We start from the raw sequence: 20,162 nt of genomic DNA, 5'->3' as shown, positions 1-20,162 counted from the left end.
GCGTGGCAGGGAGACCAAGATGAGCACCACCGACACCCCCGCCACCCTCGCGCTGATCGAGGCGACGCTTGCCGACACCATCCGAATCGAGAGCCGCGACGGTGACAAGGTCGGCACGGTGCATTCCTTCCTGACCCATAAGGTGAGCGGCCGGGTGACGCATGCGGTGCTCAGCCTCGGCGGTTTCCTGGGCATGGGCAAGAGCTATTACCCCTTGCCCTTCTCGCTCCTCCAGTTTGATCCGGTGCGCGACCTCTATGTGGTCACGATCGATCGCCGCATGCTCGAAGGCGGGCCAAGCTGGGCGAACAACGCGCCGCATTTCGATCAGGCTTATGCCGATCGCGTCGCTGGCTATTACGGGGTGAGCGGCGAGGATCTGTCGCTGGGGTGAGCGGCGGATTCAGGCCGCACGGCGGACGATTTTAGCGAGGGCGTCCGCCTCGTTACGGACCACGTCCTCCATGTCGTAGCTGTTCTGCAGCCGCAGGAAAAATCCGTCGGACATACCGAAGTAGCGTGTCAGACGGGCACCCAGCGATGCGTCCACATCGCGGCTGCAGGTGAGCACGGCCTCCAGCACCGCAGGGTCGATCTGCGCGCCCAACGCCACCTCCTGCACCGGAACCTCGCTGCCGATCAGAAAATCCTCGCGCAGGATGTCGCCCGGATGGATGTTATCCAGCAGCCCGTCGTCGTCAGCGGTGATAGTCTTCGATCCGGACATGCTCCGCGCGTCCACCCGACCAGTCAAACGTGATCCGCCACTGATCGTTGATCCGAACACTATATCGTGGAGGGTCGAAGCCCTTCAACTGTTCCAGCCGATTGCCGGGCGGCACGCGCATGTCGTCCAGCCGCTCGGCATCATGCAGGAAGCCGAGCTTGCGACGCGCTGTCTGTTGAATGTCCGGCGGCAGCTTGCGACTGCGCCGAAATCGGAAGATGCACTCGTTTCGGGATCGGCGAAAGACAGGATCATGGCTGCGCCCCCGGGATAACAGCACCTAAGACACGCACCGGCACTGGATCAGCAAGAGTTTAGATCCGAATTGAGCTCTTCTTCGGCCCTACCGCCGCTTCGCCATCCGCATCTGCTGCTGCTTGCCGTAGCGCGTCTTGCGCGTCCCCGGCTTGCCTTCATTGCTGCGCCCCATCAGCGGCGCCTTTTGCTCGTGCACCGGTAGGCCAAGCTCTTCCTGTTCCAGGTTGCGGATTTCGTCGCGCAGGCGGCCGGCTTCCTCGAACTCGAGGTCGGATGCGGCCTTGCGCATCTTCTTCTCCAGCTCCTCGATATAGGCGCGCAGATTGTGGCCGACCATGTGCGGCCGCTCCTCGTCGATCGGAACGGTGACCTGATCCTTGGAGGCGACGTGTGCGATGATGTCGCCGATGTTCTTGCGCACCGTCATCGGCGTGATGCCGTGCTCGCGATTGTACGCTTCTTGCTTCTCGCGACGACGCGCGGTCTCGTTCATCGCCCGCTCCATCGAGCCGGTGATCCGATCGGCGTAGAGGATCACGCGCCCGTCGACGTTACGCGCGGCGCGGCCGATCGTCTGGATCAGCGATGTTTCCGAGCGCAGGAAACCTTCCTTGTCAGCGTCCATGATGCACACCAGACCGCATTCGGGAATGTCGAGCCCTTCGCGCAACAGGTTGATGCCGATCAGCACGTCATACACCCCGAGCCGAAGATCGCGGATCAGCTCGATACGTTCCAGCGTCTCGACGTCCGAGTGCATGTAGCGCACGCGAACGCCCGCCTCGTGCATATATTCGGTCAAATCCTCGGCCATCCGCTTGGTCAGCGTGGTGACGAGCGTGCGGTAGCCGAGCTCGGCGGTCTTGCGGCATTCGACGATGCAATCCTGCACCTGCTCCTCGACCGGCTTGATCTCGACCGGCGGGTCGATGAGGCCGGTTGGGCGGATCACCTGTTCGGCAAAGACGCCGCCGGTCTGCTCCATCTCCCAGCCGCCCGGTGTCGCCGAGACGCTGACGGTCTGCGGGCGCATCGCGTCCCATTCGTTAAAGCGAAGCGGGCGGTTGTCGATGCAGCTCGGCAGGCGAAAGCCGTATTCCGCCAGCGTGATCTTTCGCCGGTGATCGCCGCGCGCCATCGCGCCGATCTGCGGCACCGTCTGGTGGCTTTCGTCGACGAACAGCAGGGCGTTCTCGGGGAGATATTCGAACAGGGTGGGCGGCGGCTCGCCGGGCAGACGGCCGGTTAGGAATCGGCTGTAATTCTCGATGCCATTGCAGCTGCCGGTGGCGGCGATCATCTCCAGATCGAAATTGGTGCGCTGCTCCAGCCGCTGGTGCTCCAACAGCTTGCCTTCCGCCTCCATCTCCTTGAGCCGCTCGGTCAGCTCGTGGCGGATCGCTTCGGTCGCCTGCTTCATCGTCGGACCGGGCGTGACATAGTGCGAATTGGCATAGACCCGCACCGAGTTCATGCTCGCCGCCTTCTTGCCGGTGAGCGGATCGAATTCGACGATTTCCTCGATGTCGTCGCCGAAAAAGCTGATCCGCCACGCCGCATCTTCCAGATGTGACGGAAAAATCTCCAGATTGTCTCCTTTAACACGGAAATTACCCCGCGCGAACGCCGCATCGTTGCGCTTGTACTGAAGCGCAACGAGCTTGCGCACGATCTCGCGCTGATCGGCGGTCTGGCCCTTCTTCAGGTCGAAGATCATCGCCGAGTAGGTTTCGACCGATCCGATGCCGTACAGGCACGAGACCGAGGCGACGATCAGCACGTCGTCGCGCTCCAGCAGCGATCGGGTGGCCGAATGGCGCATCCGGTCGATCGCCTCGTTCACCGAGCTTTCCTTCTCGATGTACGTGTCGGACCGGGGGACGTAGGCCTCGGGCTGATAATAGTCATAGTAACTGACAAAATACTCGACGGCATTTTCGGGAAAGAACGACTTGAACTCGCCATAGAGCTGCGCGGCCAGGATCTTGTTTGGGGCGAGAATCAGCGCGGGGCGCTGCAACGCCTCGATCACCTTGGCCATGGTGAAGGTTTTGCCCGAGCCAGTGACGCCCAGCAGCACCTGGTCCTTTTCGCCCGCCTTGGCGGCCGCGACGAGCTCTGCGATCGCGGTCGGCTGGTCACCCGCGGGCTGATAATCAGACACCAGCTTGAACGGCCTGCCACCCTCCACCTTCTGGGGGCGCTGCGGACGGTGAGGGACAAAATTGTCGCCCGTCTCGGGCTCGGCAAGCGTGGTACGGATCTGGATCGCCATGGCGTGAATATGGGGGCGCGCCAGCTGGAACGGAAGAGCAACGAGGGAGCGCCAATCGGCGGCGCGTTGCGCTGGCGCCGTGCTACACCTACTTGGCCGTTGTTGGCACGTGTCGCTAGCTGTACGGCGCGTGGCCGGCTTTCCGGGGTGCGAGCTTTTCTTGCTTGCGGCCGGAGCGCAGGACGACGACGTAGTTGATAACCGAAATGGTGGTCAGGTGTTGAAGACTGCCGATGAATGGATGGCGCCGCCTCTCGCACAGGGCGTCATCGAGGAGCGAGATCGTTGACCGTGCTTGAAGAACCCAAGTTGATCCCCGACCACAAGGCTTTCCTGACGGTCAACGTCAAATGGGTGCGCCATTGGAACGAGCATTTGTTCAGCTTTGCAGTCGATCGCCCGTCGTCGCTGCGCTTCCGCTCGGGCGAATTCATCATGATCGGCCTGCCGGGGGAGAATGATGATCCCAAGCCGGTGATGCGCGCTTATTCGATTGCCAGCCCGTCCTATTCGGACGAGCTCGAATTTCTGTCGATCAAGGTGCAGGACGGCCCCTTGACCGGCCGCCTTCAGGCGATCCAGCCCGGCGACCAGCTATACATGGGCAAGAAGCCGACCGGCACCCTGGTGTGCGATGCTTTACTTGGCGGCGAGCGGCTGTGGCTGCTCTCGACCGGCACTGGGCTGGCACCTTTCCTCAGCCTCGCCCGCGATCCCGAAGTGTACGAGCGCTTCAACCAGATCATCGTCGTCCACGGAGTGCGTCGCGTGAACGATCTCGCCTTCCGTGAGGAACTAGGCGCGCGGCTAGCGGACGATCCGCTGATCGGCGATCAGGCGCAGGAACAATTCCATTATATTCCGACCGTGACCCGCGAGGAGTTCGAGACCAAGGGGCGGATCACCGACTTGATCGCCGACGGCCGCCTCTTCGCCCCGCCGGTGACCGGGCCCGCGCAGTTCGATCCGGAGACGGACCGCGTGATGCTGTGCGGCTCCACCGCGATGATCCGCGAGACCGCGCAAATGCTGGAAGGACTCGGCATGACCGAAGGCTCCAACGCCAACCCCGGCCAGTTCGTGATCGAGCGCGCCTTCGTCGATTGAGTTCACTACTGTCACCCGGCCTTGAACCGGTGTCCCGCTTCAACTCCAGAGTGCGAGGGTAGCGAGATCCCCGGATCAAGCCGGGGCGACGTGGAATGTGGATCACTCTTCACCCCTGGGCTCCGCCAGCTATGCTGCGCGCAACAAAGGGGGATTCGCATGCGCAATACCGTCATCGCCGCTCTACTCGCCGCCGTTGCCACGCCCGTAGCGGCAGCGCCTGATTACCAGGCGCAGATAAAGGCCGATTACGATCGCGACCTCGGCAAGCTGTGGGATCAGTTCCACCGCAGTCCCGAGCTGTCGTTCCGCGAGACGAAGACCGCCGCGGCGATCGCCGCCGAGCTGCGCAAGATACCCGGCATGCAGGTGACCGAGAAGATCGGCCAGACCGGTGTGGTCGGCGTGCTGAAGAACGGCGCCGGCCCGACCGTGATGATCCGCGCCGACATGGACGGCCTCCCCGTGCAGGAGAAATCGGGCCTGTCGAACGCCTCGACGGTGCGTCAGGTCGGCGTCGATGGCGTCGAGGCGCCGGTGATGCACGCCTGCGGCCATGACACACACGTCGTCGGCCTGATCGCCACCGCGCGTCGGCTCGCCGCAATGAAGGATCGCTGGAACGGCACGGTGGTGTTCGTCGGCCAGCCGGCGGAGGAGCGCGTCGCTGGCGCCAAGGCGATGGTCGCTGACGGACTGTACACGCGCTTCCCCAAGCCAGATTATGCGCTCGCCTATCACGTCGCGGCCGGGCTGGAGACCGGCAAGATCTCCGCCAGCGAGGGAATTCAATATTCCTCCTCCGATTCGATCGACATCGTCGTGCCCGGGATCGGCGCGCATGGAGCAAGCCCGCATGCCGGCAAGGATCCGGTGTACATGGCCTCGCAGATCGTCATCGCGCTGCAAGGCCTGATCAGCCGCGAACGCCAGCCACTGCTCCCCGGTGTCATCACGGTCGGCTCGTTCCACTCCGGGCTGAAGCACAACATCATCACCGACGAGGCCAAGCTTCAGGTGACGGTGCGCGCCAATGACGAAAAAACCCGCGCACAGCTGGTCGCGGGCATCAAGCGGATCGCCGAGGGCGTGGGCGTGATGAACGGCATGCCCAAGGACAAGATGCCGGTGGTGACGGTAATCGAAGGCACGCCCACGACGATCAACGACGCCCAGCTCGCCCGCCGCCTGAACGCGGTCATGACGCAGACGCTCGGCGCGCCCAATGTACTGCCGTTCGAGCAGAACGGCATGGGCGCGGAGGATTTCGCCTATTTCGTTCAGCCCGATGCCGGGGTGAAGGGCTATTACTTCGCCGTTGGCGGCACACCCAAGGCGGAGATCGACGCGGCCAGGAACGGTGGCCCACCCGTGCCCTCGCACCACTCGCCCTTGTTCAGGATCACACCCGAGCCGGTGGTGGTAACCGGCGCAACCGCGATGACCGCCGCCGCGCTGGAATTGCTCAAGCCCGGCCCAGCGATCGGGGCAGGCCAGTGAAGCGCGCGATTGCCTTCATGCTGTTGCTCGCGGGCTGCGGCGTGGAGCCGGACGCAAGCGAGGTCGCACGCGTGCGTGAGGGCACCGAAACCGTCCGGCAGCAACTGAAGCTGCCGGAAAGCGCCCAGTTCAAAGGCGTTACGGCGCATGACGGGGCGGTATGCGGCGAGGTGAACGCCAGCGTCGGCATGGGCCGGACCGGCTATGAAAGGTTCATCGTCAAGGATGGAGCAGTGACGCTCGCCTCGCAGCTCGACACCGACGCCGAGATGAACGCGCGGTGGAAGGCGGATTGCGGGGGCTGACCCTCGCCGCCGTTAGGGCTGAGCTTGTCGAAGCCCTGCCCTTCCTCTCGGGAGAAGGGCAGCCCTTCGACACGCTCAGGGCGAACGGGATTGCTGGGCGCACAAACGACCTTCGCCGTGCCGGGCTCGGCCCGGCATGGCGTAGCGCTTAGACTTCCGCCGCCAGCGCCTTCAGGTCCGCCAAGGGCCGCGCACCGAAGTGGCTGATCACTTCCGCCGCGCAGACCGCGCCGAGCCGCAGCGAGCGCTCAAGCCCCCAGCCCTGCGCCTGCCCGTGGAGGAAGCCCGCCGCGAACAGATCGCCCGCGCCTGTCGTGTCAACCACCTTGTCGACCGGCGCCGCCGGCACCTGTACCCGCTCATTGCCCGCAATCGCGCAGGCGCCCTGCTCGCTCAGAGTGACCACTACCAGCGGCACCTTGTCCTTGATTGCCGCGATCGCGGCCTCGGTATCCGCCGCCTGCGTCAGCGACACGATCTCCGCCTCGTTGCCGAACAGCACGTCGATCTCGCCAGCATCGATCAGCTGGTGGAAGGCATCGCGGTGGCGGTCGATCACGAACTCGGCCGAAAGCGTGAAGGCGACCTTGCGGCCCGCTGCGCGCGCCACGTCGATGGCGGCGCGCATCGCCGCCCGCGGTTCTTCCGGATCCCAAAGATACCCCTCGAGATACAGATATTTGGCGTCCGCGATCAGCGCGCGGTCGAGCGCCTCGGCCGGCAGATAGTGCGATGCGCCAAGGAAGGTGTTCATCGTGCGCTGCCCATCGGGCGTCACGAAGATCAGGCAGCGCCCCGTCGTCGGGCTGCCGGCGCGTGCTTCGGTGTCGAAGCGGATGCCGGCCGCGCGAATGTCGTGCGCGAACACGGCGCCAAGCTGATCGTCCGCCACCTGACCGATAAAGGCGCACTTGCCGCCCAGCGCCGCCATGCCCGCGATCGTGTTCGCCGCCGATCCGCCAGACACTTCCTGCCCCGGCCCCATCTTGCCGTACAGCGCATCGGCTTCCTCCGGCGAGAAGACCAGCGCCATCGCCCCCTTGGTCATGCCAATGTCCGCGATAAAGGCGTCGGTGGCGGGGGAGAGGATGTCGACGATGGCATTGCCGATCGCGACGACGTCATAGGAAGGCTGGGTCAAACGAAGGATCTCCGATCCCGGATGGGGTGAGCGTTGCGCGCGGCCGTAAATGCCGGACCCGTCTTGCGCAACCGCGCGACCGCGCGCATTTCCGCCGCAATGTTCACCGCCCTTGCCCTCAGCCTCGGCCAGATCGGCGATCGTGCGGTGCTGGCGGTGCTCGCGAAAAGCCTCGCGTTGACGCTCGGGATTTTCATCCTGCTTGGCGCGGGCGTGTGGTGGGGAGCCGATACGCTGCTCGCCAGCTGGACCCATGGTGGCGCGCTCGCCTCCGCCGCCTCGTTGGTTATCACCGTGGTGGCATTGTGGCTGCTGTTCCGCGCTGTCGCAATTGCGGTGGTGGGACTATTTGCCGACACGATTGTCGCGGCGGTGGAGCGCAAACATTATCCAGAGGCACTGGCCAGCGCGCGCGATGTCCCGCTGGCCCGCTCGCTACGCATGGGGCTGGGCTCGGCCGGTCGCTTCGTTGCGGTCAACCTGCTGCTCGCGCCGCTTTACCTCCTGCTGCTGGCGACAGGGATCGGTACTGCCGCGCTGTTCCTGGCAGTGAACGCCTGGCTGCTCGGCCGCGATCTTGGCGACATGGTGTCCGCGCGCCACTTGACGCCCCAAGCGATGCGCGACTGGCGGCGCACCACGTCGGCACGGCGTTTCCTGCTTGGCCTTGCGACAACCGCGCTGTTTCTGATCCCGTTCGCCAACATTCTCGCGCCGGTGCTCGGCGCGGCCATGGCCACACATTTCTATCACCGGAGCCGTCGATGACCCGCGTTGCCGCCCCCGTCCTCCTCGTCCTGATGTCCGGCTGCGCGACCGCCGTCGGCAGTGCGCCCGAACGCGCCGGGCCGGTGCCAATCACGTACAGCGGCGTCGGACTGGAACGCGTGATCGGGCAGAATGCGAACCAACTCGTCCGCTTGTTCGGCCAACCCGACGCCGACGTGCGCGAAGGCACCGCACGCAAGCTCCAGTTCCAGAGCCGCATCTGCGTGCTGGATACTTATCTGTACCCGAAGGGTTCGGCCGAACCGCGCGTCACCTATGTCGATGCGCGCCAGCCCGACGGCCGCGCGATCGACCGGGCCAGTTGCGTGGCCGCGCTGACACGGCGCGAGGGCGGGAAATAATACCAGCCCGCCGCTACCTTCTCGAGAGTGGCCAGTGCTCAGCTTGTCTTGACTGCCGCTGGAGCACGACTAATCTTTGCCGATGCGCTTCCACTTCGCCTCCGGTCCGCAAAACCGCACGCTGGTTGCGCGGCATCTCTAATCGCAGCGATAAACAGGAACCTACGCCCTCACAGCGCGGTCAAATTCAACGTCAACTTTTCGTGCCGTTGATCGCGGAGGCATAGGACATCGCCTCCGCTGTTCCAGTAGCGGGCTTCAACGTGAACCAGTTCTGGTGCTCGATAGCCACAAGGAACAGCAACAATGCGATACCAAAGCTTAAAAAGAACACCGACGACCAGAAAGGCTCAGCGTCCGAACCGTCCGATTTTCTACGCTCACGGCCCATCTAAACTTGCTCCTCATCGTTAGCGACAGGATATAGGAGCGCCATTGTTTCTTCGCGTCTGCGGAATGTAATCAAGTTTTGCTGCGTTGCGGCGAGAAGTGAAACACGCCCGACGGGTGGATTCGCCGACGCCGACCCGCTAGCAACATGGCCATGGCCGTGGCGCACACCGCAGATCCCGTGATTGTCGCTAAGGGATTGGTGAAGCGGTTCGGTGGGCGTCGTGTGGTCGATGGATTCGATCTCATTGTCCCGCAAGGGAGCGTTTATGGCGTGCTTGGCCCCAACGGCGCCGGCAAGACCACTACCTTGCGCATGCTGCTCGGCATCATCGAACCCGACACAGGCGAGCGCCACCTGCTCGGCATGCGCCACCCACGCGACGCCAGCGACCGTGTCGGCTATCTGCCCGAGGAGCGCGGACTGTACCCTGCGATGAAGGCGCGCGACGCGATTGCCTTCATGGGTGCGCTCCGCGGCCTTCCCTGGCGCGAAGGCCGCGCCCGCGCCGCGACGCTGCTGGAGACTGCCGGCCTCGGGCACGCCGCGGACGACAAGATCCGCAAGCTATCCAAGGGCATGGCGCAGCTTGTGCAATTGCTCGGCTCGATCGTCCATCAGCCCGACCTGCTGGTGCTCGACGAACCTTTCTCGGGCCTCGACCCCGTCAATCAGGAACGGCTCGAGTCGCTGATCCTCGCCGAGCGTGATCGCGGCGCGACCATCGTCCTGTCCACCCATGTCATGGCCCACGCCCAGCGCTTGTGCGACCGGCTGGCGATCATTGCCCATGGCAAGCAGCGCTTCGAAGGCACGGTTGCCGAGGCACGCGGCACCTTGCCGCAGCAGGTGCATTACGTGCCGAATTCCCCGCGCGAGGGGTTGCGCGAGCAACTCCCCGCCGACGCGCGCCCGGACGGCGATGGCTGGCGCTTCGAACTGCCACACAGCGGGATTGAAGCATTGCTCAAGCGGCTGATCGACCTAGGCTACGGCATATCCGGCCTGTCGATCGAGCGCCCTGGCCTGCACGAGGCCTTTGTCCGCATCGTGGGCGAGGCTGCGGCGGAGCCGTCCGAATGAGCGCGCCGCAAAGCCAATTCGGCCGCCGCCTGCGCCAGACGCTGACGATCGCCCGACGCGATTTCACGGCCACCGTCTTCACCCCGATCTTTCTGCTGTTCCTGTTCGCACCCGTCATCATGGGATCGTTCGGCGCGATCGGGGGCCTTGGCGCCGCATCGGTATCAGCCGGCTCGGCCCAGAAGGAACGGCTGGTCGCCATCGCGGAGCCGCGCAATGCCGCGGCGCTGGTCGCGGCCGATCGCCAGTTGCGCCGGCTGTTCAGCGAGGAAGCCAACCCGCCCCCGCTAGACATCCGCACACCGGAACGCGACACCGCCGCTCAAGCAAAGGCGGCTCTCAACACGCGTGACGGCGACGTGGTCGCGGTGCTGCACGGCCCGCTTGAGGCACCTGGAATATTGTTCGGCCGCAGCCATCGTCCAGCGCGTTACCTTGCCGTGCTCGCCGAACAGGCGCTTCGCGTCGACCGTACCGGCGCTGCACAGCTCAGCCGCCCCACCTTTACTCGCAACGCTCGCGAAGCGCCCTCACTCGGCGGTCGCAATGCGTCTGCCTTCTTCGCGGTGTTCGGCATCTTCTTCCTCACACTGTTCCTCTCGGGTCAGGTGGTCGGCACCATGGCGGAGGAGCGCAACAACAAGGTCATCGAGGTGCTGGCCGCCGCGGTGCCCCTCGAAAGCGTGTTCCTGGGCAAATTGCTCGGCATGTTCGGCGTTGCGGTGCTGTTTGTCGGCTTCTGGGGCACGGTAGTGAGCCAGATTGGCGCGCTGCTGCCGCCCGACGTGAACATCGCTGAACTCACCCCTGCTGTCGGGTTTAGCACCTTTGCGCTCCTGTTTGCGGCCTATTTCACCACTGCCTATCTGCTGCTCGGCTCGGTCTTCCTCGGCATTGGCGCGCAGGCATCGACGATGCGTGAAATCCAGATGCTCTCCCTGCCGATCACCATTCTTCAGGTCGGCATGTTTGCCCTTTCTTCCGCCGCCGCCTCGAAGCCGGGAAGCTGGATTGCAACCGCGGCCGAGTTGTTCCCGCTCTCCTCGCCCTTCGCCATGGCCGGCCATGCGGCGAACGCGCCGGACCTGTGGCCGCACCTCGCCGCGCTCGCCTGGCAGTTGCTGTGGGTCACGATCTTCATCACGGTTGGCGCGCGCCTGTTCCGCCGCGGCGTGCTGCAATCTGGCAGTCCGGCAGGGGCATGGAAGAAGCTGTTCCGCCGCGCGGGTGATCGCACCGGCTATTGACAGAATTGTCAATTGGGGTTTCTCTTGCACCAATAATAACCGGGAGAGAGATGATGGCGACGCTTGCCAGGGAAGCGACTCGGGCGACCGACCCGTTCGACGTCAGCCGGCCGGAGCTATACCGCGACGACACCTGGCGCGAGCCTTTCGCCCGCCTGCGCGCCGAAGCCCCGGTTCACTACGTCCCCGAATCAGAGTTTGGCCCCTATTGGTCGGTCTCCACCTACAAGCCGATCGTCGAGGTCGAGTCGCTGCCGGATCTCTATTCTTCGGAAGCTGGCGGCATCACCATCGCCAATTTCGATGAGGACGATCCCAATGCGGTGCGCATGCCGATGTTTATCGCGCGCGATCGCCCCGTCCACACCGCGCAGCGCCGCACCGTTTCCCCTGCCTTCACCCCATCCGAAATGACGCGCATGTCGGCCGACATCCGCCACCGGACCGCCGAGGTGCTCGATCGGCTGCCTTGGGGGCAGGAATTTGACTGGGTCGACACCGTCTCGATCGAGTTGACGACGGGGATGCTCGCCATCCTGTTTGATTTCCCTTGGGAGGACCGCCGAAAGCTCACCTTCTGGTCCGATTGGGCGGGCGATATCGAGATCATCAAGAATGACGAACTGCGCCAGCAGCGGCTGATGCACATGTACGAATGCGGCAGCTATTTTCGTCGCTTGTGGAACGAGCGCGTCAACAAGCCGCTCCAACCCGATCTCATCAGCATGATGATTCACTCTGACGCGATGCGCGAGATGGACGACAATGAGTTCATCGGGAACCTGATCCTGCTGATCGTCGGCGGCAACGACACCACGCGCAACACCATGTCCGGCCTCGCCTATGGCCTCGACAAATATCCGGACCAGCGCGGCAAGCTGGAGGCTGATCCGTCGCTGATCCCCAATGCGGTGAGCGAACTTATCCGCTGGCAAACTCCGCTCGCCCACATGCGCCGCACCGCGACCCAGGACACCGAGTTGATGGGGCAGCAGATCAAGGCCGGCGACAAGCTCGCGCTTTGGTACATTTCCGGCAACCGCGACGAGAGCGTGTTCGGCGAGGACGCCGACAAACTGATCGTCGACCGGTCCAACGCCCGGCGCCACCTCGCCTTCGGTCACGGCATCCACCGTTGCGTCGGGGCGCGTCTCGCCGAGCTACAGATCGGCATCCTCCTGGAGGAGATGGCCATCCGCCGGATGCGGGTGAACGTCGCTGGCGCGCCGGAGCGCGTGTCGGCGTGCTTCGTCCACGGCTATCGCAAGCTGCCTGTGGAAATCAGCAAATACTGATCGCTCTTGCCCTCCGCCGAGACGGGAGAGCATCACTGAAACGCAAATCGGCCGCCCTGCGGGGCGGCCGATCATGTCGCGCGCAACGTCAGAAGTAAGGCGTCAGGCCCCTGCGGGAGAAGGGTTGCTGAACGGCCCCTGCGGCCGCCGCGTCTTGGGAATCGACGTGCCCACGGTCGGCATCGAAGATTTCTTCGGCTGATCCACCCGTCCGATGCCTTCGCCAGCGATCAGTTTCTTGATCTCGTCGCCCGACAGAGTCTCATATTCGAGCAGCGCCTCTGCGAGCAGATGGAGCTGGTCGCTATGCTCGGTCAGCACGGTCTTGGCGCGCGCCAGACCCCCCTCGACGATCGACTTGATCTCGAAATCGATCAGTTGCGCCGTCTCGTTCGACATGTGCGTCGGCTGCGAAGACGAATAGCCAAGGAAGCTCTCGCCCTCCGGCTGCGCATAGTCGACCGGGCCGACCTTGTCGGACATGCCCCATTTGGTGACCATGTCACGCGCCAGGCCAGTGGCGTACTGGATGTCGCCCGAAGCTCCCGACGACACCTTGTCGTAGCCGAAGATGATCTCCTCGGCGACCCGACCGCCCATCGCCACCGCGAGGTTCGCGTACATCTTGTCGCGGTGATAGCTGTAGCTGTCGCGTTCCGGCAGGCGCATCACCATGCCCAGCGCGCGGCCACGCGGGATGATCGTCGCCTTGTGGATCGGGTCGGATGCCGGCTCGTGCAGCGCGACGATGGCGTGACCCGCCTCGTGATAGGCGGTCATGCGCTTCTCGTCCTCGGTCATCACCATGGAGCGCCGCTCGGCGCCCATCATGACCTTGTCCTTGGCCTCCTCGAACTCGGCCATGGCGACCAGCCGCTTGCCCTTGCGCGCCGCCGTCAGCGCTGCCTCGTTGACGAGGTTGGCTAGATCCGCGCCCGAGAAGCCCGGCGTGCCGCGCGCAATGGTGCGGCTGTCGACGTCGGGTGCCAGCGGCACCTTCTTCATGTGCACTTCGAGGATCTTCACGCGACCTTCGATGTCGGGCCGCGGCACAACGACCTGACGGTCGAAGCGGCCCGGACGAAGCAGCGCGGGATCGAGCACGTCGGGGCGGTTGGTCGCCGCGATGATGATGATGCCTTCGTTGGCCTCGAAGCCGTCCATCTCGACCAGCAGCTGGTTGAGCGTCTGTTCACGCTCGTCATTGCCGTTGCCGAGGCCAGCGCCGCGATGGCGGCCGACGGCGTCGATTTCGTCAATGAAGACGATGCACGGCGCGCTTTTCTTGGCCTGTTCGAACATGTCGCGCACGCGGCTTGCACCGACGCCGACGAACATTTCGACGAAGTCCGAACCCGAAATGGTGAAGAAGGGCACGCCTGCCTCACCCGCGATCGCGCGGGCGAGCAGCGTCTTGCCGGTGCCGGGCGAGCCGACCAGCAGCGCGCCCTTGGGGATCTTGCCGCCAAGGCGAGCAAAGCGCGACGGATCCTTGAGGAACTCGACGATCTCCTCCAGCTCCTCGCGCGCCTCGTCGATGCCGGCGACGTCGGCGAAAGTTACCTTTCCTTCCTTTTGCGTCAGCATCTTGGCGCGGCTTTTCCCAAAGCCCATCGCCCCGCCCGCACCGCCGCCCTTCTGCATCTGGCGGACGACGAAGAAGGCGATGCCGAGGAACAGCAGGAACGGCAGCGCCTGAACCAGCATATATTGCCAGATCGACGGCCCCTCATCGCGCTTGCCCGAAATCTCCACGCCCGCCTTGCGCAGGCGATCGGTCAGCGCCGGATCGGAAACGGGATCGGTGCGGAACTTTTCGCCGCTCGACAGCGTGCCCGAAATCTGGTCGCGCGAGATCACGACGTCCTTGACGGTGCCTTCATCGACCTTGTCGAGGAAGGCCGAATAGGCGATCGAATTGCCGGTCGCGGCGCTGGTACGTCCATCGAACATCGTTACGACGATGGCCAGCGACAGGAGAATACCTACCCAGATGAGCAGGCTTTTCATCCACGGATTGGGGCCGTTGCCTCCACCATCGCCGGACTGCTTGTCGTTGTCGTTCATGCGCTACCTTTCAACAAGCGCAATGTAGGCTCCGCTAAGTTAATGGCAATGGAACGGGGGGCGGAATTCCGCCGATCAGAGTGATCGGCGCGGCGGTGCCGGGCGGAAGTGCCAAATGCCGCGTCGCACGGCCGCCGCCACGCCACCATGGGTTGCGCGGCGGCCTGCGCGCAAGGCATCGAGCAACGGTTCGACATTTGCGGAATCGTCGAACGGCGGGGCGGCGATACTTCCCGCCGCACGCACATTGGCGATTGCACGCCGCGCCAGGCGGCGCAGCGTATCACGCGGCAAGCCCTGCGGATCGATCGTCACCACTTCTTCCGCAATGACCACACGCTCGCGCCAGAACAACGCCGCGAGTTCACCCAGACTGCGTTCCGCCTCGGCCACCGCAGCTGCGGTTCGTCCGAGCGCCGGCGGATCGAGCCATTCATTGTGACCGAGGAGCGAGCGGAAACGCGTGCGATCATGCCGGAGGTCAGTGTTCGCCGGATCATCGACGAAGGGCAGGCCAGCGCGGCGGACAGTCGCGCGCAGTGCCGCGCGGCGCCACCCAAGCAGGGGGCGGACCACCGCGGCGCCAGCGATGACGCTCCCCGGCCGGATCGCCGCCAGGCCCGAGATGCCGGAGCCACGCGCGGCGCGCATCAGAAACGTCTCCGCCTGATCGTCAGCGTGATGAGCGGTGGCGACCGCCATCGCACGCTGCCGGTCCGCCCAGGCCGCCAGCAAGCCGTAACGAGCGTCGCGCGCGCGCGCCTGAAGGCTGGAGCCTGAGATCGGTTCGGCAACGGCAAGCACGTCGTGAGGCACATTCAATCGCGCCGCTTCCGCCGCTACCATGCGCGCCTCATCCGCCGATCCGGGGCGCAGGCCATGATCCACGGTGGCAGCTACCGTCGCGTCGGGAAAGGCCAATGCGGAAAGCAAGAGCAGCGCCATGCTGTCCGGCCCACCGGAAATCGCCACGCCGATCGGTCGTTCACGGGTTGGCGCTTCATAGGTGAGCGCGATCAGATCCTGTCGGAAACGCGCAACGTCAGCAGCGTCGGCCACGCGTTCACTTGCACTTGGCGGAGGTTCGCGAGCGCGCCACGTCGTCCTTCATGCCCTGACCGATCTTGTCGCCATATACGTCAATCAACTCGCCATAGACCTTGCAGGCGTCCGCCGGCTTGTTGAGTTTGATCAGCGCCTGCCCAAGGAAATACAGGCTGTCGGGCGCGCGCTCGCCATCCGGCATCTTCTTGTAATTGTCATAGAACGCGATGGAGGCGAGGCTCGGCTTGCCGTCGTCCAGATAAGAGCGCCCGAGCAGGTTTTGCGCAAAGCTGGCCCGCCGCGACTTGGGGTAGGTGGCCACGACCTTCTTCAACTGCTCGGCCGCTTCGGCGTAGCGCTTTGCCGTCCACAGCCGATAGCCGTAGATATATTCGTCCTCGTCGGGCTGGCCCGTTGACGGCTTCTCGATCCCGCCCGCAGCGGGCGTACGCTCGGCCACCTGCGCTTCCAGACTGCCAGAAGGGCGCGGTGTTGCCGATGCCGGCGAGGTCCTTGCCGGGCGCGACGCAGGTGGCACGATCGGGCCGCCCTCGCCGCCGCCCTCGACGTCGGTCCTGCCACTACCGAACCGCGCATCCGTCGCCTTCTTGTATGCGGCGAACTGGTCCTCCAGCTGGCGCATGCGATATTGCGTCTGCTCGATCTGACCAGTCATCGACGCAATCTGGGCTTCCAGCGACGATACGCGTTGCGTTAGGTCAAGCACCGCGCTCGACGATGGTGCGCCGATCTCCTCAGGCGCAGCCTGCGGCGCACGGACCTGCGGCTCCAGGTACGCACCTGCCCCGCCCGGAAACACCTTGCGCTGCACGGCCCGCATTTCGCTCTCGAGCCGGCCCACGCGGCCTTCAAGCCCCGATTGAGCGACGGAGGGGGTCGCCACCCCGGCGAGCATCAGTGCAACGAGGAACCTACGCATCAATCAAACACCCCCCGGTGTGGGTTAACAACCCGCTATACCTACACCCGCACGCCTGTCGCCAGCCTTAAGGACGATCAGTTTCCAGCTGGCGAAGGCGAGGCAAAGGCGGGGGGAACGGACGCGCCGGCGGTCGGCGCAGCCGCCCCCGGCGTCGGCGCTGCGGCAGGGGCAGCCGCGCCACTATCCCGTGCGGCAAGCGCAGTGGCACTAACCGGCACGTCCTTGATCGGACGCGCGCCGCTGCCGAGCGGTGGCAGGTTGGAGCCGTTCAGCGTCACCTGTAATTTGTCGGGCCGCCCGACGTTGATCATCGGATTGTCCGCCTCCGCCGGCACGTCGAAGCGCTCGCCCGGCTTCATCGTCCCGAGGTAAAGCGTCTTGTTCGCGCCGTCATAGACCCGCAACCAGACCTCGTCGGTCGCAGTCAGAGTCACGTGGCCGCCCGACGCCGGCGTCGGTGACGGCTGAACGGCAGGTACCGCAACCGCAACCGACGGCGTTCCGGCCGGCGCATCGCCGTCTTCGCCGCGAAAAAGTCCGCTGGCGAACCAAAGCATCGCCAGCACGACAATCGCGAGACCCAGCCCGGCAGCGACAATCACCAGCCCGCGGCTCGGCACGCGGGTCGGGTCCGCAATCTCGTAGGGCTGATACTGCGGAGTTGCGCGCGGCGTGTTCTGCGCCTCCACGCGCACATCACGCGCGAGCGTCACCTCATCCTCGCCCACCGCTCGCGCATAGGCCCGCACGAAGCCCACGGCATAGGTTGGCGACGGCAGCGCACCGTAATTGGACGCTTCAATCGCCTCGAGATGGCGCAAGGGCACGCGGGTGCGTGCGCCGACCTCGGCCAGCGACATGCCGTGCCGCTCACGAGCCGCGCGCAGCCTTTCGCCAACGGGTTGTGGAAAGAGCGTCGCGTTGTCGCTGCGCTCGGCGTCAGTCATTCGCTTCTCCGCTTGGGACAGACCGGACCCCGTCCGCCCTCGGCCGCACGTCTCACAGAGGCGGCAACCTGTGTCAATCGAGCCACACCTCTTTTGGTCGGTGGCTTAGCCCAATTCGACGCCCTGTGCCTCCGCCCAGACGGACAGTGCGCCGCGCAGATCGCGCGGCGGCGCTGCGAGCAGCCGCTCCATCTCCGCCATTGCTGCGCCGCGATCCAGCGTACGGATCATTGCCTTAATCGGGCCGACCGCAGCCGGGGTGATCGAAAAGCGATCGATGCCGATCGCGATCAGCGCCAGCGCCTCCAGCGGCCGACCGCCCATCTCGCCGCAAATCGCGAGCGGCACGCCAGCCGCCCGCGCCGGCGCGATGACCGATCGGATGAAGCGCAGGATCGAGGCGGAGAGCCAGTCGTAACGCTCCGCCAGCTTGGGATTGGCGCGATCGGCAGCAAACAGGAATTGCGTCAGATCGTTGGTGCCGATCGACAGGAAATCGACCTGCGGCAGCAGCAAATCGAGCTGATAGGCAAGGCTCGGCACCTCCAGCATCGCACCATAGCGGATCTCGGTCGGCAAGCGGCGGTTGCGCGTCGCGATCCACGCGCGCTGCTGCTCGAACAGGTCACGCGCCTCGGCAAACTCCCACGCTTCGCTGACCATCGGGAACATGACGTTGAGCGTCCGCCCTGCCGCCGCCTCGATCAGCGCGCGGGCCTGCGCCTTCATCAGCCCGTTGCGTTCCAGCGCAAGCCGAAGCGCGCGCCAGCCCATCGCCGGATTTTCCTCATCCTCGTCCTGGATCAGGTAAGGCAGCGCCTTGTCCCCGCCGATATCAACGGTGCGGAAGATCACGGGGCGCTCGCCGGCCACGTCCAGCACTTCGCGGTACAGCCGCTGCTGGCGCTCACGCTGTGGCAGGGTGGCGGACACGAGGAACTGGAATTCGGTGCGGAACAGCCCGATCCCGTCCGCCCCGGTCACGTCGAGCGCACCCACGTCATCACGCAGGCCCGCGTTGACCATCACCGTCACCCGGTGCCCGTCCCTGGTGGTCGGTGCCACGTCGCGCAGCGCGGCATAAGCCGCACGCCGCTTCTGCCGCAGCGCCAGCTTGGCGTCGAACGCCTCCTCCATCGCCGTTGATGGGCGGACGACCACCGACCCTTCGTTGACGTCGAGCAGCAGCAGGTCGCCCTCGGTGATCTGCCGCCGCACCTCGCGCACGCGGCCGAGCACCGGCACGCCCATTGCACGCGCGACGATGGTGACGTGCGCCGTCAACGAGCCTTCCTCGAGGATCACACCCTTCAGCCGCCGGCGATCATATTCCAGCAATTCCGCCGGCCCCAGGTTGCGCGCGATCAGGATCGTGTCCTGCCGCAGGCCCATCTGCGCCGCCGTGCCCATCTGGCCCGAGACGATACGCAGCAGCCGGTTCGACAAATCCTCCAGATCGTGCATCCGGTCGGCGAGCAGCGGATCGTCGATCTGGCGCATGCGCTGACGCGTGCGCTGCTGCACACGCTCGATCGCCGCCTCTGCCGTGAGGCCGCTATCAATTGCCTCGTTGATGCGCCGTGACCAACCTTCATCATAGGCGAACATTTTATAGGTTTCGAGCACCTCCTCATGCTCGCCGCCGACGCCGAACTCGGCCTCGCGGGTCATGCGGTCGATCTGCTCGCGCATCTTGTCGAAGGCCGCATAGACGCGGTGGCGCTCGGCCTCGATGTCTTCAGCCACCGTGTGCTCGATATGAATACGCGGCTGGTGAAACACCGCGCAGCCCGCCGCCATGCCTTCGACCAGTTTCTGCCCGGGAAGGCGGATGCTGGCCGTGGACTGCTGCGGGCGGTCCTTGGGTCCGGCCGGATCGATCAACCCAGCGTTGGCGATCAGCTCACTGAGCACCATCGCCACCGTCTGCAGCGCCTCGATCTCGATATCGGCGTAGCGCCGCGGATCGGCATGCTGCACCGCGAGCACGCCGACCGCGCGCTCGCGCCGGATGATCGGCACGCCGGCGAAACTGTGGAAACGATCCTCGCCCGTTTCGGGCTTGTAGGCGAAATCGGGGTGGCTCGCCGCTTCGTCGAGGTTCAGCACCTCATTGTTCTGCGCAATGGTGCCGACCAGCCCTTCGCCCATCGCCAGCTTGGTAACATGGACGGCGTCTGCAGCGAGGCCGCGGGTCGCGAACAGCTCCAGCACGCCCTCGCGAAGCAGGTAGATCGAGCAGACCTCGCTATCCAGCGCCTCACCGATGATCTCCACCACCTGGTTCAGCTTGGCTTGCGCGTTCGATCGCGCCGCCATCACGTCATGCAAGTTGACCAGGATCTCACGGGCGGAAGCGGCAGCGGACAGCATAAGCTCTGGCTAGCAGGCGGGTGCGCCGGGTGCCACGCAACATTTGCTGCGCGGCATCGCAGCAGAACGTCAACTTTTCCGGTTCTTTTTCTTCTTCGGCGTCGGGGCACTATCGCGCGGGAACAGCACAGCAGCGACACCGATCGCGATGGCGCCGATGCCCGCTGCCGCGCCGACGATCTTGCCAAGTGACCAGCCACGCGATGCCGGCTCGGCCCATTCCTCAGTTGCACGCGGCGGCGCAGGCGGATGCGGGGGCTCCTGGATCGGATAGGGAGACTGATTGGCGGGGGGCACCGGCGGCGTGTTCGTCATCGTCATCCTCTTGC

Annotated in this window: 20 protein-coding genes; 9 read left to right on the top strand and 11 right to left on the bottom strand. The window is 65.0% G+C overall.

Annotation, left to right across the window (positions count from 1 at the left end):
- Positions 1 to 19: 19 nt before the first annotated feature.
- Complete coding sequence (locus SPHI_RS04175) at positions 20 to 394, top strand: PRC-barrel domain-containing protein (RefSeq protein WP_076743647.1); 375 nt, start codon at positions 20 to 22, stop codon at positions 392 to 394.
- A 9-nt stretch (positions 395 to 403) separates the two neighbouring features.
- Here SPHI_RS04175 and SPHI_RS04170 read toward each other — a convergent pair whose 3' ends face one another.
- From SPHI_RS04170 to uvrB, 3 genes are all read right to left on the bottom strand, one after another.
- Positions 404 to 727, bottom strand: coding sequence for a HigA family addiction module antitoxin (locus SPHI_RS04170; RefSeq protein WP_076743646.1), 324 nt, complete (start codon positions 725 to 727; stop codon positions 404 to 406).
- Positions 699 to 1,007, bottom strand: a complete 309-nt coding sequence (locus SPHI_RS04165; protein ID WP_233130672.1) for a type II toxin-antitoxin system RelE/ParE family toxin — start codon at positions 1,005 to 1,007, stop codon at positions 699 to 701. The genes SPHI_RS04170 and SPHI_RS04165 overlap by 29 nt, the downstream gene beginning before the upstream one ends.
- 63 nt (positions 1,008 to 1,070) lie before the next feature.
- Entirely contained in the window at positions 1,071 to 3,260 is a 2,190-nt protein-coding gene (uvrB, locus tag SPHI_RS04160; RefSeq protein ID WP_076743645.1) for an excinuclease ABC subunit UvrB, read from the bottom strand.
- A 285-nt stretch (positions 3,261 to 3,545) separates the two neighbouring features.
- On the opposite strand from uvrB, the gene SPHI_RS04155 reads away from it, so the two are divergent.
- The 3 genes from SPHI_RS04155 to SPHI_RS04145 all read left to right on the top strand — a co-directional run bounded on the left by SPHI_RS04155 (position 3,546) and on the right by SPHI_RS04145 (position 6,172).
- Positions 3,546 to 4,367 (top strand): ferredoxin--NADP reductase, encoded by an 822-nt coding sequence (locus SPHI_RS04155; RefSeq protein ID WP_076743644.1) that lies wholly within the window; start codon positions 3,546 to 3,548, stop codon positions 4,365 to 4,367.
- A gap of 159 nt (positions 4,368 to 4,526) precedes the next feature.
- On the top strand, positions 4,527 to 5,867 hold the full coding sequence (locus SPHI_RS04150; RefSeq protein ID WP_076743643.1) for an amidohydrolase: 1,341 nt from the start codon (positions 4,527 to 4,529) through the stop codon (positions 5,865 to 5,867).
- Positions 5,864 to 6,172 (top strand): hypothetical protein, encoded by a 309-nt coding sequence (locus SPHI_RS04145; protein ID WP_076743642.1) that lies wholly within the window; start codon positions 5,864 to 5,866, stop codon positions 6,170 to 6,172. Before SPHI_RS04150 ends, SPHI_RS04145 begins: the two co-directional genes overlap by 4 nt.
- Positions 6,173 to 6,320: 148 nt before the next feature.
- On the opposite strand, the gene SPHI_RS04140 is transcribed toward SPHI_RS04145, so the two are convergent.
- Positions 6,321 to 7,313: an adenosine kinase gene (locus SPHI_RS04140; protein WP_076743641.1), complete on the bottom strand. Its 993-nt coding sequence runs from the start codon at positions 7,311 to 7,313 to the stop codon at positions 6,321 to 6,323.
- A gap of 33 nt (positions 7,314 to 7,346) precedes the next feature.
- Here SPHI_RS04140 and SPHI_RS04135 point away from each other — a divergent pair, with 33 nt between their 5' ends.
- Positions 7,347 to 8,081, top strand: a complete 735-nt coding sequence (locus SPHI_RS04135; protein WP_332888901.1) for an EI24 domain-containing protein — start codon at positions 7,347 to 7,349, stop codon at positions 8,079 to 8,081.
- Positions 8,078 to 8,443: a hypothetical protein gene (locus tag SPHI_RS04130; protein WP_076743640.1), complete on the top strand. Its 366-nt coding sequence runs from the start codon at positions 8,078 to 8,080 to the stop codon at positions 8,441 to 8,443. Before SPHI_RS04135 ends, SPHI_RS04130 begins: the two co-directional genes overlap by 4 nt.
- 193 nt (positions 8,444 to 8,636) lie before the next feature.
- On the opposite strand, the gene SPHI_RS04125 is transcribed toward SPHI_RS04130, so the two are convergent.
- Positions 8,637 to 8,834, bottom strand: coding sequence for a hypothetical protein (locus SPHI_RS04125; protein WP_076743639.1), 198 nt, complete (start codon positions 8,832 to 8,834; stop codon positions 8,637 to 8,639).
- Positions 8,835 to 8,987: 153 nt separating this feature from the next.
- Here SPHI_RS04125 and SPHI_RS04120 point away from each other — a divergent pair, with 153 nt between their 5' ends.
- From SPHI_RS04120 to SPHI_RS04110, 3 genes are read left to right on the top strand one after another with little or no spacing between them, the layout of a single operon-like run.
- Entirely contained in the window at positions 8,988 to 9,917 is a 930-nt protein-coding gene (locus SPHI_RS04120) for an ABC transporter ATP-binding protein (RefSeq protein WP_096348724.1), read from the top strand.
- Positions 9,914 to 11,164 carry an ABC transporter permease gene (locus tag SPHI_RS04115; RefSeq protein WP_076743637.1) on the top strand — a complete coding sequence of 417 codons (1,251 nt, stop codon included), beginning with the start codon at positions 9,914 to 9,916 and terminating at the stop codon, positions 11,162 to 11,164. Before SPHI_RS04120 ends, SPHI_RS04115 begins: the two co-directional genes overlap by 4 nt.
- 53 nt (positions 11,165 to 11,217) lie before the next feature.
- A complete protein-coding gene (locus SPHI_RS04110; protein WP_076743636.1) occupies positions 11,218 to 12,459 on the top strand; it encodes a cytochrome P450 in 1,242 nt (413 codons plus the stop codon).
- Between the two features lie 102 nt (positions 12,460 to 12,561).
- Here the strand turns inward: SPHI_RS04110 and ftsH are convergent, their stop codons facing one another.
- The 6 genes from ftsH to SPHI_RS04080 form a co-directional block, all read right to left on the bottom strand.
- Positions 12,562 to 14,526, bottom strand: coding sequence for an ATP-dependent zinc metalloprotease FtsH (gene ftsH, locus SPHI_RS04105; RefSeq protein WP_076743635.1), 1,965 nt, complete (start codon positions 14,524 to 14,526; stop codon positions 12,562 to 12,564).
- Between the two features lie 75 nt (positions 14,527 to 14,601).
- Positions 14,602 to 15,585, bottom strand: coding sequence for a tRNA lysidine(34) synthetase TilS (gene tilS / locus SPHI_RS04100; RefSeq protein WP_076743634.1), 984 nt, complete (start codon positions 15,583 to 15,585; stop codon positions 14,602 to 14,604).
- Between the two features lie 4 nt (positions 15,586 to 15,589).
- Positions 15,590 to 16,510 carry a tetratricopeptide repeat protein gene (locus tag SPHI_RS04095; RefSeq protein WP_076743633.1) on the bottom strand — a complete coding sequence of 307 codons (921 nt, stop codon included), beginning with the start codon at positions 16,508 to 16,510 and terminating at the stop codon, positions 15,590 to 15,592.
- A 77-nt stretch (positions 16,511 to 16,587) separates the two neighbouring features.
- Positions 16,588 to 17,460, bottom strand: coding sequence for a helix-turn-helix domain-containing protein (locus SPHI_RS04090; RefSeq protein ID WP_076743632.1), 873 nt, complete (start codon positions 17,458 to 17,460; stop codon positions 16,588 to 16,590).
- Positions 17,461 to 17,565: 105 nt separating this feature from the next.
- Positions 17,566 to 19,833 carry a phosphoenolpyruvate--protein phosphotransferase gene (gene ptsP / locus SPHI_RS04085; RefSeq protein WP_076743631.1) on the bottom strand — a complete coding sequence of 756 codons (2,268 nt, stop codon included), beginning with the start codon at positions 19,831 to 19,833 and terminating at the stop codon, positions 17,566 to 17,568.
- Between the two features lie 69 nt (positions 19,834 to 19,902).
- The gene (locus SPHI_RS04080; RefSeq protein ID WP_144036151.1) at positions 19,903 to 20,148 is read right to left on the bottom strand and encodes a hypothetical protein; all 246 of its coding nucleotides are present in this window, start codon (positions 20,146 to 20,148) and stop codon (positions 19,903 to 19,905) included.
- Between the last annotated feature and the right edge of the window lie 14 nt (positions 20,149 to 20,162).

Origin of the sequence: Sphingomonas jeddahensis (assembly GCF_001981525.1) — a bacterium.
Lineage (GTDB): Bacteria > Pseudomonadota > Alphaproteobacteria > Sphingomonadales > Sphingomonadaceae > Sphingomonas > Sphingomonas jeddahensis.
Note: the sequence above shows the minus strand (reverse complement) of the source record. Positions and strands in the feature narration are given on the sequence as shown.

Excerpts from the sequence above, each read along its gene's own strand:
- SPHI_RS04175 (WP_076743647.1), top strand. The coding sequence starts at position 20 with ATGAGCACCACCGACACCCCCGCCACCCTCGCGCTGATCGAGGCGACG.
- SPHI_RS04170 (WP_076743646.1), bottom strand. The coding sequence starts at position 727 with ATGTCCGGATCGAAGACTATCACCGCTGACGACGACGGGCTGCTGGAT.
- uvrB (WP_076743645.1), bottom strand. The coding sequence starts at position 3,260 with ATGGCGATCCAGATCCGTACCACGCTTGCCGAGCCCGAGACGGGCGAC.
- SPHI_RS04150 (WP_076743643.1), top strand. The coding sequence starts at position 4,527 with ATGCGCAATACCGTCATCGCCGCTCTACTCGCCGCCGTTGCCACGCCC.
- SPHI_RS04130 (WP_076743640.1), top strand. The coding sequence starts at position 8,078 with ATGACCCGCGTTGCCGCCCCCGTCCTCCTCGTCCTGATGTCCGGCTGC.
- SPHI_RS04125 (WP_076743639.1), bottom strand. The coding sequence starts at position 8,834 with ATGGGCCGTGAGCGTAGAAAATCGGACGGTTCGGACGCTGAGCCTTTC.
- SPHI_RS04120 (WP_096348724.1), top strand. The coding sequence starts at position 8,988 with ATGGCCGTGGCGCACACCGCAGATCCCGTGATTGTCGCTAAGGGATTG.
- SPHI_RS04115 (WP_076743637.1), top strand. The coding sequence starts at position 9,914 with ATGAGCGCGCCGCAAAGCCAATTCGGCCGCCGCCTGCGCCAGACGCTG.
- SPHI_RS04110 (WP_076743636.1), top strand. The coding sequence starts at position 11,218 with ATGGCGACGCTTGCCAGGGAAGCGACTCGGGCGACCGACCCGTTCGAC.
- ftsH (WP_076743635.1), bottom strand. The coding sequence starts at position 14,526 with ATGAACGACAACGACAAGCAGTCCGGCGATGGTGGAGGCAACGGCCCC.
- SPHI_RS04095 (WP_076743633.1), bottom strand. The coding sequence starts at position 16,510 with ATGCGTAGGTTCCTCGTTGCACTGATGCTCGCCGGGGTGGCGACCCCC.
- SPHI_RS04090 (WP_076743632.1), bottom strand. The coding sequence starts at position 17,460 with ATGACTGACGCCGAGCGCAGCGACAACGCGACGCTCTTTCCACAACCC.
- ptsP (WP_076743631.1), bottom strand. The coding sequence starts at position 19,833 with ATGCTGTCCGCTGCCGCTTCCGCCCGTGAGATCCTGGTCAACTTGCAT.
- SPHI_RS04080 (WP_144036151.1), bottom strand. The coding sequence starts at position 20,148 with ATGACGAACACGCCGCCGGTGCCCCCCGCCAATCAGTCTCCCTATCCG.